Below are 13,217 nucleotides of genomic sequence, written 5' to 3'. Positions count from 1 at the left end.
ATCATCTAGGGGTCGGCATGGCGGAGGCGCGGCACCGTTGTATTGCCGCTGACCTCGTGCGCCGGATCAACGAGGGTGAGTGGCTGCCTGGTGCACAACTGCCGTCACGGGTCAGCCTTGCGAGTGAATATCACGTACACGAGCAGACGGTGCGACTGGCGGTCACGCTGCTACGGCAGCAGGGCGTTCTCGAAGGGGAGAAGCGCCGACGGCTGTTCGTCGCGCATCCTCCTGTCATGCGCGCCCTCACTAATCCGGACGCCGAATGGCCCTATGTCTCCGAGCTCACAGATACGTCGCCCCGGCGGGCAACGGAGGACCTTGCCTGTCGGCTCGGGGTTCGCCTCGGCGCGGTGCTGCAGCACGAGGCGGCTGAGTGCATGGATCCTGGTGGCCGCTCGGCGATGCTGATTTCGTCGTGGTGGCGGGGCGACCGCCGTCCGCACGCTTTCGCGACCGTCGAGGTCGGTGTGGTCGCGCTTGACGTAGTCCAGGCCGCAGCGCTGGGCTTGCCGGTGGACACCTTGGCGTACAGGCTTGTCAGGACCCGGCTGGGTGCAGATGGGCGTGCGACGGAGACGGCGGATCTGGTCTTGCCGATGGACCGGTGGGTGCTCAGGCTGACGCTCTCTGACCATCAGTAACCCCCGTTACATGTTTAGGATGAAACTGTCTCACGGATCCTTCATGCGTGGCAGGCATATGCGCTACGCATAGCTCCTACACAGGACGGCGTGCCCCAACTGTCCTCTTCTGCCGCGGGTGTCTGCAGCCGCAGTCGCAGCGGAGGGTCTCCACGGGCACCTCGTGGTCGGGTGCTCCGATGCGGCGGATTTCGGTGTTGCCGTGGCACAGTCGGTGCTGCCCGAGCCGGCATTCGGGGGTGATGTACGCAGGGCGATGGGCTACGGACACAGTTCCGCTTCCGGCTGGGGGGCTGTCGGCCTGCGTGAGGGCGCCCAGGAGTTCTTCGGGGGTGGCGAGCTTCCATCGCCAGGAGAGCCGTTGGAGCCAGTACGGTCCGGGCGGCTGGGTGCGTGCTGGGGGCGGCAGCGGCAGGTAGTTGCCTTGCCCGAGGGCGCGGGTGCCGGGGAATTCCCAGGATGCTGTGGTACCGGGTGGGACGAGGACGTACATGCGGCGTTCGCCGGGCTCGACAATGACGGTGCCGATGGCGTCCCCGAGGTGTTCGGCCGCTACGAGTCCGAGGTATCGGGTCATGCGGATGGCATCCCAGTCGTGACCGACGGGGGCCAACTCGCCGCCAGTGCCAGTGAGCGTGTGCATCACGGAATCCTTGCCGCCGTGGGGTCAGATGATGCGACGGTAGGCGCGATGGGCCATTCGGACCCGGACTGCCAGTCCGGGGTGCCTGGCTGTCCGGGTGGCCGGTCGAGGCCGAGGCGTTCGGCGAGGGCTTCGACCTGTCGCCGGTAGGTGGGTCTGACGCGGCGTCGGAGATCAGTCGCCATCTGGCGGGCGAGGGGGCTGCGGGCGCAGTCTTCGGGGGCTAGCTGTTCGAGGTCGAGGAGGTGGACGAGGACGGCGGCGTCTTCTCTTCGCAGGTCGTAGCAGCGGGCGACCTCGAGTGTGAAGGTGAACTGCCGCTCGATGGAGAGGACCCGGGTGATGTCGATCTGGTCGGCGCATCGGAGCCCTTCGCCTGCTTCCCCGGCGAGCATTTCGATGCTCAGCAGGTGGAGGGCGACGTTGGTCGGCCCGAAGACAGTCCATCCCGTGTTTCCTTCGCCGGCTTGCTCGGCTAGGGGCTGGGCTCTTCGTTCAAGGCGGTGTCGGGCTTTCCACCAGTCTCTCCGGCGGGCGGTGGCGGTTACGGCGACGAGCTCGAGGGCGCCGGCCAGTGCCTGCCGGCCGGAGCTGGCGGGGGTGCTGATGAGCTGTTCGGCGGCTTGGGTGGCGACTTGTTCGGCACCTTCGGTCTCGTCCTGGGCGAGGAGGACGTGACCGAGGTTCCATTGGGCGGCGGCGATGCGCAGGGGGTCGTCGGCGTCTTCGGCGGCGCGGAGGGCTCGGTCAGCGACGAGGAGGGAGAGGTCGACACGGCCGGTGCGGCGGCAGTAGGAGCGGAGGAGTCCGTAGAGGTCGGCTGCGGCACGAAGGGTCTCCCGGCGGGCGTGCTCGTCGTTGCCGGTCCGGTGGGTGCGGACGGTGTGTTCGGTGTCGGCGAGGAGGGCAGGGAGAGTCTCGGCTGCGTCCGTGTACCGGGTCGGTGAGGTCTGCCACAGGCGCCAGGCGGCCTCTACGCGCTCGCGGAGTACGGTCGGGTCAACGGCCTCTTGGCGGCAGGGGATTGTGTAGCCCATGAGGACGCGGGCGACGTCGGGAGCGGTGTGCTGGGGATGGTGCTGCTCATCCGGTGCGTGGTGGTCCAGTAGCGCGGCGACGGGGACGCCGATTTCGCGGGCGAGGGCGACGAGAACCTCTAAAGAGGGTGCTTTGCTGCCGCGTTCGATCTTTGAGAGGTAGTCCTCGGTGATGCCGCACAGGCCGGCGATGGCGGCTTGGGATCGGCTGCCGTTGCGGCGTCGCCAGTAGCGGATGCGTGCGCCGACGGGGAGTTCGCTGGTCATTCGGGCCCCTGACCTGGTGGTTACCGTTCTGGAGTTCACCGTAGCGCCGCAGAGTGGCTGAGAGTGACCTCGTCTGCTCGTTCGTGTGACAGCCTTGCTCCGTTGGCGGACGGCAGGAGGGGTTGTATGGGGCTGCGCCGGGTCGTGTTGTGGGATGTCGATCACACGCTGATCGATACGCGGGGGGTGGGCCGGGACCTGTCCATGGCGGCGTTCGAGCGGGTCACCGGGCGGCAGATGGAGAGGCAAGCGCGGATCGATGGGATCACCGAGGCGGTGATCTTCCGGGAGACGGCCAGGCTCCACGGGCTGGACACGGATCGCGGTGACTTCGAGCGGTTCGCCGCAGCGCTGGCGGAGGCGCATGTCCGGCGGGCGGCGGACCTGCGGGAGCGGGGCCATGCACTGCCTGGAGCTGCTGCGGCCCTGGACGCCCTGGCCGCAGTAGACGGTGTCGAGCAGACCGTGGTCAGCGGCAATGTGCGGGCAGTGGCGGAGATCAAGCTCGCCGCTTTTGGTCTCGACCGGCACATCCGGTGGGATTTGGGCGCCTACGGGGAGGATGCCGACGAGCGTCCCGAGCTGGTGCGGATCGCCCTTGGGCGCGCAGGCTTCACCGCGACGGACGCGGTCCTGGTCGATGACACGCCTGCAGGGGTCGAGGCGGGGCTGGTGAACGGCGTCCGGGTCGTGGCCGTGGCGACGGGCCGCAGCACAGCCGCCGAGCTTGCGGAGGCGGGCGCCGACGTGGTCCTGGCTGACCTGACAGACACGGAGGCTGTTGTCAGTGCTCTCTCGTAGGCTGCTCGTATGTCCTTGCTTGGTTCCGGCTGCGGTTCTGTGCGGCCTGCGTCGGCAGTAAATGCGGCGATTCGTGCGTTTTTGTGTGCACGCAGGGGGCGTGGGCTGCGGCCGGAGGAACGGCGGGTGTACGAGGAACTGCGGGCCGAGTGGCTGGAGGCCGAGGAGCGGGACCGGTACAGCGCGGCGGCGTGATCCAGCCGCACCTGGCGGCGGGCTCCGTGCCATGAGTGCACCCCACGGCAGCGGCGCGGAGCCCACGCGCCTGGCGTGAGCAGATGCCCCGCCTCTGCAAGGCGGGGCATCTACGTGTGCGGGCCGCACCACCAGCGCCGCACTCCCCAGAGCCGGAGTCAGCAACCAGGGAGGCGTCACCAACGATAGGCACTTGACGCGGAGTTCGGAGCAGAGACCGGCTCGTGGAACACCGCCGCATCAATCGTCTCGGCCAGGCGTGCAGGGCCGGCGGCGTCATGCAAACGTCTGCTCCAGTACCGCGGCGATTCCCGCGTCATACCCCTCCGGCAAAGCCGTGAGATCTTTGCGGTCGCGCGTCCTGGCCAGCCCGAAATACCGCTCGATGTGGGCCACGGGCGTTCCGTCGCCCAGCACCGCCTCGATTGCAGCGTGGCGCAGGTCGTGAACGCCCGCGCTGATTCCGGCTGCCGCTGCGACGCCGCGTACCAGTTGGACGAACCGGGTCGAGCTCAGCCCGGGCAGGAGATAGCCCCCGGGGCCGGTGTTCTGGGTCTTCAGGCAGGTGTCGAGGGCGGTGCCGGCCGTGGGGGCGATGCGGATGGTGCGTGGGCGCCGCGCCGCGCGGATCTGTAACTGCCCGGTGTCCGGCCGGTAGTCGGCGGTCTGCAGCGCCTCGGCCTCGATCGGCCGCAGGCCAGCGAGGAGGAGCAGCGAGATGGCGGCGTGTACCGGGGCGTCGTCGCGGGCCTGGGCGAGGACGGCGCGGGCGTCGCCGACGGTGAGAAGCGCGCGGTGGGGTGGCAGCAGCATCGCGGTCTCCGGGGGGCTTCAGGGGCCTCGCACCATAGCCGCGGAGACAGACGCCATGCGCCAGAACGCGAGAACGTGTAGCACCTGCTAGCGCATAACGTCCATGACTTATGTGCTGGTGGCGCCGAAGCCGTCCCACGGCGAGCCGTACTGCTGCTCAACCTGGAGCATGACGGCCGGCGGCCGGGAGCGGTACGCGACGAAGCTGGGCGCGCTCGAATGAGGCTCCAATGCGTTGCAGCTCCGGCACAGCAGACCCCGGACGAGACCGGTCTCGTGGCAGTGATCGACGACTAGGTTTCCGCGGCGGGCACTGCACATGGCACAGGCGCCACCCTGCCATCGCCGCAGAGCATCGATGGGCGACAAGTGCTCCGGTATGGGCCCCTCGGGAACGATCCAGGCGTGGCAGGACGGAATGCCTTGAAGGTGAAGCAGCTCAGCCTCGGCGAAGCTGGGCCGGCCCTGAAGCGAGCCGTCCAGCCAGGCCGCGTCGGCTTCGTCGCGGCGGCGCAGTTCTTCCCTCGCCCATTGCAGATCAGGTTTCACAGGCCGATGTCCTCCGATGCGGCGTCGGACCAACGGTCGGCTTCTTGGATGTAGCCCCAGAACACTGGGCTGTTGGCTGCGTGTCCGGACTGGGCTCGGATTTTCTCCTCGCGACGCCCGGCCTGCCGCGACGTGGTGATGAAGCCGGCTCGCATGCTGTGCCCGGTGAGTCGGACGCTGAGTCCGGCGCGTTCGGCGCTGCGGGCGATGATCTCGCGGCAGGCTGCCGGGGAGAGCGGGTCGGTGCCAACCGCGCCATGGACGCTGATGGGCAGGAACGCGGGCCCGGCGGTGAGTCCGGCGGCGGCTTTCCAGGTGAGCCAGGCGCGGACGGGGCAGGTGTCGGGGTGCTTGCCGTAGGCGACGACGACGTCTCGGGGCGGGCGGCCTTTGACAGCGGGGACGTGTACGTCGAGGCCGCGGCTGACGAGTGTGATGCCTTCGGCGCGGAGGGCGGCGACTTCGGCGGAGCGGCCTGCGATCCCGAAGGTGAGGAGCCAGAGGGCACGGTCACGGAGTCCGGCGAGTCCGGCCGGGACGGCGGCGTGCATCTGCCGGAGCTGTTCAGGTGTGACGGCGGCGGCCTTGCCTCGGCCGCGGGCGACGCGTTCGGGATCGGCCTTCAGCGGCTTGAGCGCCTGGCGCGCGGCAACGGTCGCGGCCTTGGGAACCTCGGCGCCCTGCGCCCGCGCGGTGACGGTGACGCCGGTGATGCGCCGGTCGATGCTGTTGGGGGCGGCGAGCTTGATGGTGTCGAGCCAGACGACGAACCCGACGAGAGTGCCTTTGGTGACGGCGGTCAACGGCAGTGTGTGGCCGGTGCGTTCGGCTAGCCAGTCATGGAACTCGGCCCAGAGTGCCCAGTCGTTGGCGTAGCCGCGTTTCGTGTTGTGGGGGCGGATGGCGTCGAGGTGTTCTTCGGCGGCCTGTTCCATGGCGGCGAGGACGGCGAGAGTCGCCGGGTCGTAGACGACAGGGGCCGTGGTCGACTGGCAGGGGACGAGGTCGGTCACACCTCCTCCAGTGAGCATCCATACTGAGCAGCCAAGTTCCGGACTGTCAGACAGGGGAAAGGGTCGCCAGTCATGAGGCAGCGAGGCCCATCCTCTCCCTCTCTGTAGGGGATCCAGTTGTGATAGGCCAGCACCGAGAGATCTTGGAACATGGCCGCCCGTGGTGCACCGCTTGCACGAATGACCTCTTCGAGGCGGTCGATGAGATCGGTCATGCGCGCCGCCTACCTGCAAGCGCAACCTCGATGGAGTCCATCGCGGCGTTCCATCCCTTGCCGTGCGCGACGTCCTCGTCCTGGGTACCGAGGATGCAAGGGGCGGTCCTGGCGCACGCTTCCCACACGTGGGACATCCGCAGCTGTACGTGCTTCTCAATGGCGCCCATCACCGTGTCGATCTCCCACTGCACGGCGGGGCTCATCTTCGTGTGGCAGCAGATGATCGATGCGACCACCTCGGCCAGCTCCTCGCGCGTCATCGGGACATCCCCGGACTGATCACTATCAAGGATCTGAGACATGCTCAATTATACCAATTCTGGGCGCCGATATGGCATCTTATCAAGGGCCAACTCCCTTGCATCGGCTGCGAGAAGCATGGGGTACCGAGGGTTCGGGTGTCCCAGGCCCGGGCATGAAAATGCGCCCTCGACCGGTCCCAGAGGACCGATCGAGGGCGCATCCCCTGAGGCGCTGTCAGAGGGCCAGGACGACAGCCAGGACGAGGTGCAGAGCGACGACCAGCATGCGGGATCACCTCCCTTCCTCGTTCTGGGCGGAGCGTCGGGAGATCAGGGCTGGATCTCGCGGTCCGGGAGGCGGCCCTTGATGTGGAAGGTGTGGAGCTCGTCGAGCTTTTCCCGCTGGGCGTCATGGCTCTCACGCAGGAGACCGAGTTCTTCCATGACGGCGTCGTGGGTCTCCAGGGCGCGCTTCTCGCTGTCGCGGCCGAGGAGGACCTGTCCGACCATCAGCAGTGGCAGCGCGATGAGCTGGATGCCGTTCGACCAGTAGAGAAGCTGGGCCATGGTCGCGGGGAAGGCCAGCGGGAGCAGGCTGTACACGGTCAGCAGGTAGCAGGCCCACATCGTGCCGAAGGCGAGGGTCGCCCGGCGTGCGATCCCGTCGTTGATGCGGGTTATGCCGTTCATGGCGCTCCAGTTCTCATACGTCGATGCCGCGGAGGAGTGTGCGGACTTCGTCCGGTACGGGTTCCGGGGCGCGAGGGGGTTCCTGGCCCAGGCCGCGGATGTGGCCGACGAGGCGGCGTACCCAGATGTGGAGGTAGTCGATCGTCACGTCCTGCGCGGCGATCCGCTCACGCTGCCGGTCGGCTTCGGCCTCCTGGCGATCGATGCGGTCTTCGAGGCGCTGGATGGCTTTGCCCTGCTGTTCGGAGACCACGACGAAATCGTCCCGGCGCTCCTGGCGGGGGGTTCTTCGTGCGGCGAGGGCTGCCCAGACGCCGCACGCCGCGGTGGCCAGCGATACCCCGATGGAGGTGGTGGTCTCCGGGCTCATGGGCGGGTCCCGAATCTCCGGTTCGGGCACGGGTGTTCGGCCCAGCCGGCGACCACGATCACCGGTATGGCGATCACTGTCCAGATCACTGCCGCGATCCAGCCCCGGGGGAACACTGCCAGTGGCCACCAGCTGGCCAGATAGGCGAGCGTCCAGGGGATGACGATCAGTACGAGAGCGAGGAATCCGGGCCAGTCTCTGCCCTGCGGCAGCCACGCCGCGACGACAGCGACTGCCCCTGCGGCGATCCAGGCCCACGCCCAGACGGCCAGCGGGAAGAGCCCGAGGAGGAGGGCGAGGCCCCGCCGGTCGGGCTGGGGGGAGACGAGCTGCCCGTAGCCGTACAGCGCCCAGACCGTCCCGTAGGAGAGGAGGATCGTGCCGCGGCGGCCGAGCATCCGGCGCAGGTGGTGGACCGCTCTGCGCATCAGGTGTCCGTGGACCGGGCCGGCTGCGCGAGGGGTGCGGTCGGCGAGGCCGGGGAGACCTGGCCGCGGGTGAGGAAGGCCAGGAGGCTGAGGACGACGGCGTTGAGGGAGCCGACCGTCTCAGGGGCCACATGGAAGTGGCAGGCGGCGAGGAGCGCCACGCCTGCGCCGACGAGGCCGGTGAACGCCGCCGGGGCGACAGGGCGGGTGAGGGCCGCGGTGATCGCGGCGAACACCGCGCTGATGGCGGCGACGATCGCACCGGCCTGGTCAGAGCTCAGGCCGATGCCGAACGTCATGAGGAGGGACAGGACGGCACTCACAAGTCCGAGGATCATCGCGGGCTCGCGTCCGAGGATTCGCATGGTGGTCACCAGGTTTCGATCGCGTAGGTGACGCCGGCGGTATCCGTCTGGAGGCTGACCTTCACATCGCTGCCGGTGAGCTGGACATCGACGGTGCCCTGGGCGGCGGCGACGGCCACCTGATGGATACTGCGCCAGCCAGAGCCGTTGTGGATGGCCACACGGACGTCACCCGTCGGCGAGGCTGCGGCGATCTGGTCCATACCGAGATGCAGACGCCGGGTGTAAGTGTCCCAGGCGGTGCCGGACGGGACGAGGACCACAGTGGGCTGTGGGCCCGGGACGACTTGGCCGGTGATCCATTGAGGCATGTCGGTCTCCTGGGGGTTCGAGGGGTTCTGGAAGGACAGGGCCCAGGCGCGGAGTTCATCGGTGCTGCCGAGGTGGCAGTAGTCGCGGTCGACCCCGGCATCGCTGTACTGGTGGAAGAGCCAGTCGGCCTGGATGCCGGGGTCCCCTGCCGTGCGTCCGGCGGTGGCGATCCACAGGAAGTCGCCGCAGAAGCCGGTGGTGTCGACGTTGCGCCAGTAGTCGGCATTGGCGTACACGCCGACCGGGTTCTGTGCCAGCCTGGACTTCACGTACCGGAGCCAGGCGTCCTTGTACGCGGCCTGGGTCGCGTGATCGACGCTCTGGTTGGCGGGATCGTAGCCCTCCCAGTCGAGGACCACCACGTCACCGGGCTGCCACGAGACCTGGCCGAGGAAGAAATCGGCCTCCGCCTGGACGCTGTTGCCCATGTGAGGGTAGTGATAAGCACCCCAGACCAGCCCGGCGGCTTTCGCGTGGTCGCGCTGCGCCGCCCACTTCGGGTTCTGGTAGCCCAGGCCCTCGGTGATTTTGACGAAGGCGAAGCTGAGTCCCGACGTGTCGGGGGCCGAGGGCTGGTAACTCGCCCAGTCCTGCCCGTAGATGCCCATCTCAGCCGCCCTTCTTCGCCGTGGCGGCGAGCATGTGCGCGTGGATGCGGTCGATGCGGGTGCGGGCCTCGGCCGCGACCATCGGGTCTCGGATGATCGTGGTCTGGTTGTCCTGGAGCGTTTCACCGCTGGTGGACCAGTTCGTCGAGCCGGTCACCACGTCCAGGCCGTCGACGACCAGCATCTTCATGTGCTGGATGGCACCGCGCTCGGAGCGGCCGATGGCGATGGACGACGCCGGGTATGCCTCGCGGGCGAGCAGCCTCCTCTCGTGGATGCCGCCGGCCTGGCTGGAGTCGAGGGTCAGCTGCACGAAGACATGCTCGTCCGTCAGCTTGCGGTGGAGGGCGTCGGCTATCTCGTCGTCGTCGAATCCGTAGACGGCGACGACGAGCGAGGCGGTGGCGGACTGGATGAGGTCCAGCAGCGCACCGTGGATGTCGTCCACCGGGCTGTACAGGGTGCGGACGAGCGCGGGGTAGCCGGGCGGGAAGCCGCCGGTCTTGTGCCGGTCGAGCGCGTCGAGGGAGTTGAGCGCCATCACAGCCCCTTCGCGGCAAGCCACGTCCGGGCGGCCGTGGCGAGAGCGTGATCGACATCAGTGGGTGCCGGCGTCGGGACGGGGACGGGCGCCGGGCTGGTGAGCGGCACGAAGACGGTGGCGTCACCCTGCTCGGCCAGGAGCCGGCCGAGGTCGTCGAAGGAGAACGAGAAGCACCCGCCGGCGCCCCAGCCGGTACCCCAGGAGTTGCGGGCGAGGACGGTCTGGGTGCGGGTGTCGAGGCCGTGGAGGAGGAACTCGTGGCCGCCGCGGACGCTGCCGGCGACGCCGACCCGGCCCGCGGGGTCCGGGGTGTCGAAGCCCTCGTACCAGTTCACCCCGACGATCACCGGAGCGGCGGAGAGCGCCTTGAGGGTCTGGTCGAGACCGAGGGCGTGCTGGTAGCCGGAGATCAGCCCCGCCTGCTGGGCGGCCTTGGCGACGGCGAGGCCGGTGGATCCGGTATCGGTCGGCGGGTACTGGCCTTGGATGCCGTCCAGGCGGGACGCCGCCGAGTACAGGGCGACCGCCTGCCGCTCGTCGGCGTCGGCGTCTCCCGTGGGCCGGGCGGCAACGGTGTCCGGGATCGCGCCGTAGAGCGGATCGGCACCGGCGAGTGCCTCGGCGGCGTTGCCGGTGCACGAGCCGAGGTCGCCCTGGTCCAGGACCGGGATCCGTACCGTGTGCACGACGGAGGTGTACGCGGTTGGCAGCAGGTCCTCGGACAGGGCGTAGGCGAGGGAGCGGGGATCGTGCTCGATGTGCCGGCCGAGGCGGCCGCCGTCGGGGCTGGGGTATTCGTCGATGAAGCGGAGCACAGGGCCTCCGGGCATGGCGAAGGGCCCCGGGCAGGGGCCTGGAGAGGGCGGTGCGGGTCAGCGGCTGAGCCAGTGGACACGCATGCTGGGCGCGAAATCGGCGTTGTACGCGGCGAGGGCGCCGCCGCTGCTTTGCTGCCCCTGGACCTCGACGTAGTCGCTGGTGCCGTTCATGACGACCACCGTCACCACGCACTGCCCGCACAGGACGGCGTTGGTCGCGTCGGCGCCGACTGCGGCGCCGGGCACAACAGCCCCGTTGAGGGTGATGCGGCAGCGCCGGTAGCCGGTGGTGGCGCCGGACCAGCCTGCGGTGCCGACGACCAGGTATGTGCCGGCGACGGTGGCGGTGTATCTGGAGGTGTTGGTGCTGGTGGAGTGGCCGCCGTCGGAGTCGAGGACCTCGGTGTCCAGGGTGAAGCTGGTGAAGGTCGCGTTCGCGATGGACTGGGCGGTGGTCTGGTAGCCGGAGAAGACCGGCGGCGCCGTCAGGTAGTCGTTGAGGGCTTTGACCTGGGCGTTCCACAGGGCTCCGGTGATGAACTGGCCGGGGGTGACACTGGCTGATGTGGGTACGGTGCGGGCCATGCCCGGTCACCTCCGTGAGGGGCGAGGGCTTCGGGGCCCGTGGATCAGTAGGCGAAGGCGCAGGAGTCGAATTCGGTGACCGTGTCCCAGGTGGTGGGGTCGGTGATGGGGGCGGGCAGCGGCTCGCAGATCAGATCACCAGCGGTGTGCGCGTTGGTGGTGGCCGCGGTGAGGGTGATCGTGGCGCTGGTCCAGCCCGGGGAGGTGGCCCCGACGGCGGCGACGGTGACGGTCTCCTGGTTGGCGGTGTTCTGCCCGAGGACGATCTGCTGCCCGGAGGCGAGCTGGGCCGCGAGGGGGTTGGTGGTGTCCGCGGAGGCGTTGACCGTGATCGAGGTGACGCCGGAGGAGACGGTGGTCTTGAGCGTGGTGTGCCAGCTGGCGAACGCGGCGTAGAGGGTGGCGTCGACCGGGGAGCACTGGAGCGTCCAGGTGGCGTCGCCCTGGTCGTCCATTCCGGTCTGGATCTGCTCGATGAAGCAGTCCACCTGGATCGCGGGGGCGTTCGGCGGGCGGCGCATGACCCGTATCCGCATGCCGAGTTCCAGCGACAGGCACACGGGCCACAGGGCCGGGTTCGCCGAGGGGTGCAGCTTGATGGCCGAGACCCGCACCGCCGGGTTCTTGTAGCGGCTGAGGAGGTAGCCGGCGGCGTCCTGGCATTCCAGGGCCGAGGACGAGTTGATGGATCTCGTGAGGGTGCGCGGGAAGTAGTTGGTGATGCTGGTGGTGTCCTGGGCGGAGAAGTCCTGGTTCGTGCTGGTCTGGGTGACGGTGATCTGGTTGGACAGATGGGTGCTGTCGTAGTCGAGCTGGCAGTCCTCGTAGGGAAGTTCCCCTGCGGAGGTGTTCTCCCCGAAGACGTAGAGCGGGGTGATGGCGTTGTAGCGGGCCGCACGGGACCGGAAGGTGACGGTGCCGGTACGGTCGACGAAATGCTCGCCGTTCTCGGTGTCCACGACGGCCTGCATGGCGCTGAGCGCGTCCTGGCCGCCGGTCGCGGCCGCCCCCATCGAGGTGGTGAGCCCGGACTGGACGCTGGAGATGCCGGTGTAGCCGGCCCAGCCGAGGATGCGGGCGTAGCGCTGGTCGGTCGAGTCTCCGGCGAAGGACGTTTTCCAGGCGGCGTAGAGGTTGTTCATGTCCGTGGTGGACAGGGCCGAGGGGAATTCGGCGCAGAATGCCAGGTCGCCTTTGAAGTTGAGGCTGGAGTAGCCGCCGCCGGGTACGTCGACGTAGGCGCCGAAGTTGTCGCTGACCAGCCCGGTCGCTTCCACACTGGGGCCGAGGCCCGGCCAGGTGGTGGTGGCGCCGTCCAGGTTGATGGTCAGCGCCGCGCTGGAATGGCTGTAGCTGACGATGGCCAGGTGCCAGTTCCCGTCGGCGGCTGTCGTCGGGCCTGGCGTGAAGGCGATGGCGGTGCCCGCGCTCGCGGGCCCGTTCTCGCCGAAGACGAATTGTCCGTTGTTGTTGATGAACCAGTACATGATCGAGCCGCCGGGGAATCCGGCTCCGCGCTGGCTGTCCATGCTGGACCAGAAGTAGGCGGCCGCGGCGGGGTTCGATCCGGCGGTGTAGCGCCAGGCGGCCATCCGGGTCCATGAGCCCGACGGGTTCGCCGGGCCGTGGATGCCCGCTTTGTTGAGCGAGAGGTAGGTGGAGGCGCTGAAGGCGTTGACGCCGGGGCTGGGGTTGCTGACCGTGGCCACCGTGTTCGTCGACCCGGTATAGAGGCCGGCGGGCGTGGTCACGGCGGTGATCTGGGTGCCGAAGACGAATGACCCTGGACCGTATTTGCTGGTGGTCAGCGGTGCGGGCGGGTTGGTGCCGGTCTGGTCGGCCGCCTGCTGGGATCCCGCCGGGTCCTGGAGCGTGTAGAGGAATCGCGGGGTGTGGTTGTTGATCTCCTCGGTGAGTGCGTCGGACAGCTTGACCTGGGACAGCAGTGACAGGGCGTCCACGCAGACCGGTTCGACCGTCCCGTAGGTGCCGTTGAAGTTCCAGCGGGAGGGCCAGCGTTCCACGAAACCGGCGTAGAGCGGATACCAGACCCCAGGGGGAACCCAGGTGCCGGC

Annotated in this window: 16 protein-coding genes and 1 pseudogene; 2 read left to right on the top strand and 15 right to left on the bottom strand. The window is 68.8% G+C overall.

Going from position 1 to position 13,217, the window contains the following annotated elements:
• Positions 1-17: 17 nt before the first annotated feature.
• The gene (locus AB0435_RS11495) at positions 18-644 is read left to right on the top strand and encodes a GntR family transcriptional regulator (RefSeq protein ID WP_366426769.1); all 627 of its coding nucleotides are present in this window, start codon (positions 18-20) and stop codon (positions 642-644) included.
• A 76-nt stretch (positions 645-720) separates the two neighbouring features.
• Here the strand turns inward: AB0435_RS11495 and AB0435_RS11490 are convergent, their stop codons facing one another.
• Both AB0435_RS11490 and AB0435_RS11485 read right to left on the bottom strand, forming a co-directional pair.
• A complete protein-coding gene (locus tag AB0435_RS11490; protein ID WP_366426768.1) occupies positions 721-1,287 on the bottom strand; it encodes a hypothetical protein in 567 nt (188 codons plus the stop codon).
• On the bottom strand, positions 1,287-2,591 hold the full coding sequence (locus tag AB0435_RS11485) for a helix-turn-helix transcriptional regulator (RefSeq protein ID WP_366426767.1): 1,305 nt from the start codon (positions 2,589-2,591) through the stop codon (positions 1,287-1,289). The genes AB0435_RS11490 and AB0435_RS11485 overlap by 1 nt, the downstream gene beginning before the upstream one ends.
• 126 nt (positions 2,592-2,717) lie before the next feature.
• Here AB0435_RS11485 and AB0435_RS11480 point away from each other — a divergent pair, with 126 nt between their 5' ends.
• The gene (locus AB0435_RS11480; RefSeq protein ID WP_366426766.1) at positions 2,718-3,392 is read left to right on the top strand and encodes an HAD hydrolase-like protein; all 675 of its coding nucleotides are present in this window, start codon (positions 2,718-2,720) and stop codon (positions 3,390-3,392) included.
• A gap of 471 nt (positions 3,393-3,863) precedes the next feature.
• On the opposite strand, the gene AB0435_RS11475 is transcribed toward AB0435_RS11480, so the two are convergent.
• The 13 genes and pseudogenes from AB0435_RS11475 to AB0435_RS11415 all read right to left on the bottom strand — a co-directional run.
• Positions 3,864-4,400: a hypothetical protein gene (locus AB0435_RS11475; protein ID WP_366426765.1), complete on the bottom strand. Its 537-nt coding sequence runs from the start codon at positions 4,398-4,400 to the stop codon at positions 3,864-3,866.
• Positions 4,401-4,508: 108 nt separating this feature from the next.
• The gene (locus AB0435_RS11470; protein ID WP_366426764.1) at positions 4,509-4,949 is read right to left on the bottom strand and encodes an endonuclease domain-containing protein; all 441 of its coding nucleotides are present in this window, start codon (positions 4,947-4,949) and stop codon (positions 4,509-4,511) included.
• Positions 4,946-5,962, bottom strand: coding sequence for a tyrosine-type recombinase/integrase (locus AB0435_RS11465; RefSeq protein WP_366426763.1), 1,017 nt, complete (start codon positions 5,960-5,962; stop codon positions 4,946-4,948). Before AB0435_RS11465 ends, AB0435_RS11470 begins: the two co-directional genes overlap by 4 nt.
• Positions 5,963-6,173: 211 nt before the next feature.
• On the bottom strand, positions 6,174-6,482 hold the full coding sequence (locus tag AB0435_RS11460) for a hypothetical protein (RefSeq protein ID WP_366426762.1): 309 nt from the start codon (positions 6,480-6,482) through the stop codon (positions 6,174-6,176).
• 270 nt (positions 6,483-6,752) lie between these two features.
• On the bottom strand, positions 6,753-7,112 hold the full coding sequence (locus AB0435_RS11455) for a hypothetical protein (protein WP_366426761.1): 360 nt from the start codon (positions 7,110-7,112) through the stop codon (positions 6,753-6,755).
• Between the two features lie 13 nt (positions 7,113-7,125).
• Entirely contained in the window at positions 7,126-7,482 is a 357-nt protein-coding gene (locus AB0435_RS11450) for a hypothetical protein (RefSeq protein ID WP_366426760.1), read from the bottom strand.
• A complete protein-coding gene (locus tag AB0435_RS11445) occupies positions 7,479-7,910 on the bottom strand; it encodes a hypothetical protein (RefSeq protein WP_366426759.1) in 432 nt (143 codons plus the stop codon). The genes AB0435_RS11450 and AB0435_RS11445 overlap by 4 nt, the downstream gene beginning before the upstream one ends.
• Positions 7,910-8,275 carry a hypothetical protein gene (locus tag AB0435_RS11440; protein ID WP_366426797.1) on the bottom strand — a complete coding sequence of 122 codons (366 nt, stop codon included), beginning with the start codon at positions 8,273-8,275 and terminating at the stop codon, positions 7,910-7,912. The genes AB0435_RS11445 and AB0435_RS11440 overlap by 1 nt, the downstream gene beginning before the upstream one ends.
• A 5-nt stretch (positions 8,276-8,280) precedes the next feature.
• Positions 8,281-9,195 carry a glycoside hydrolase family 25 protein gene (locus AB0435_RS11435; protein ID WP_366426758.1) on the bottom strand — a complete coding sequence of 305 codons (915 nt, stop codon included), beginning with the start codon at positions 9,193-9,195 and terminating at the stop codon, positions 8,281-8,283.
• 1 nt (position 9,196) lies between these two features.
• Entirely contained in the window at positions 9,197-9,736 is a 540-nt protein-coding gene (locus AB0435_RS11430) for a phospholipase D-like domain-containing protein (protein WP_366426757.1), read from the bottom strand.
• Positions 9,736-10,554 carry a hypothetical protein gene (locus AB0435_RS11425; protein ID WP_366426756.1) on the bottom strand — a complete coding sequence of 273 codons (819 nt, stop codon included), beginning with the start codon at positions 10,552-10,554 and terminating at the stop codon, positions 9,736-9,738. The genes AB0435_RS11430 and AB0435_RS11425 overlap by 1 nt, the downstream gene beginning before the upstream one ends.
• A gap of 57 nt (positions 10,555-10,611) precedes the next feature.
• Positions 10,612-11,142 carry a hypothetical protein gene (locus tag AB0435_RS11420; RefSeq protein WP_366426755.1) on the bottom strand — a complete coding sequence of 177 codons (531 nt, stop codon included), beginning with the start codon at positions 11,140-11,142 and terminating at the stop codon, positions 10,612-10,614.
• Positions 11,143-11,186: 44 nt separating this feature from the next.
• Positions 11,187-13,217 (bottom strand): annotated as a pseudogene (locus AB0435_RS11415) (hypothetical protein); the annotation flags it as partial.

This window comes from Streptomyces sp. NPDC051173, from assembly GCF_040689515.1.
Lineage (GTDB): Bacteria > Actinomycetota > Actinomycetes > Streptomycetales > Streptomycetaceae > Streptomyces.
The sequence above is the reverse complement of the archived record's forward strand: the minus strand, read 5'-3'. Positions and strand labels throughout refer to the sequence as shown.

Bases quoted from the DNA above. Each gene is read 5' to 3' on its own strand.
- AB0435_RS11430 (WP_366426757.1), bottom strand. From the start codon at position 9,736: ATGGCGCTCAACTCCCTCGACGCGCTCGACCGGCACAAGACCGGCGGC.
- AB0435_RS11480 (WP_366426766.1), top strand. From the start codon at position 2,718: ATGGGGCTGCGCCGGGTCGTGTTGTGGGATGTCGATCACACGCTGATC.
- AB0435_RS11450 (WP_366426760.1), bottom strand. From the start codon at position 7,482: ATGAGCCCGGAGACCACCACCTCCATCGGGGTATCGCTGGCCACCGCG.
- AB0435_RS11445 (WP_366426759.1), bottom strand. From the start codon at position 7,910: ATGCGCAGAGCGGTCCACCACCTGCGCCGGATGCTCGGCCGCCGCGGC.
- AB0435_RS11420 (WP_366426755.1), bottom strand. From the start codon at position 11,142: ATGGCCCGCACCGTACCCACATCAGCCAGTGTCACCCCCGGCCAGTTC.
- AB0435_RS11455 (WP_366426761.1), bottom strand. From the start codon at position 7,112: ATGAACGGCATAACCCGCATCAACGACGGGATCGCACGCCGGGCGACC.
- AB0435_RS11490 (WP_366426768.1), bottom strand. From the start codon at position 1,287: ATGCACACGCTCACTGGCACTGGCGGCGAGTTGGCCCCCGTCGGTCAC.
- AB0435_RS11485 (WP_366426767.1), bottom strand. From the start codon at position 2,591: ATGACCAGCGAACTCCCCGTCGGCGCACGCATCCGCTACTGGCGACGC.
- AB0435_RS11495 (WP_366426769.1), top strand. From the start codon at position 18: ATGGCGGAGGCGCGGCACCGTTGTATTGCCGCTGACCTCGTGCGCCGG.
- AB0435_RS11435 (WP_366426758.1), bottom strand. From the start codon at position 9,195: ATGGGCATCTACGGGCAGGACTGGGCGAGTTACCAGCCCTCGGCCCCC.
- AB0435_RS11475 (WP_366426765.1), bottom strand. From the start codon at position 4,400: ATGCTGCTGCCACCCCACCGCGCGCTTCTCACCGTCGGCGACGCCCGC.
- AB0435_RS11460 (WP_366426762.1), bottom strand. From the start codon at position 6,482: ATGTCTCAGATCCTTGATAGTGATCAGTCCGGGGATGTCCCGATGACG.
- AB0435_RS11440 (WP_366426797.1), bottom strand. From the start codon at position 8,275: ATGCGAATCCTCGGACGCGAGCCCGCGATGATCCTCGGACTTGTGAGT.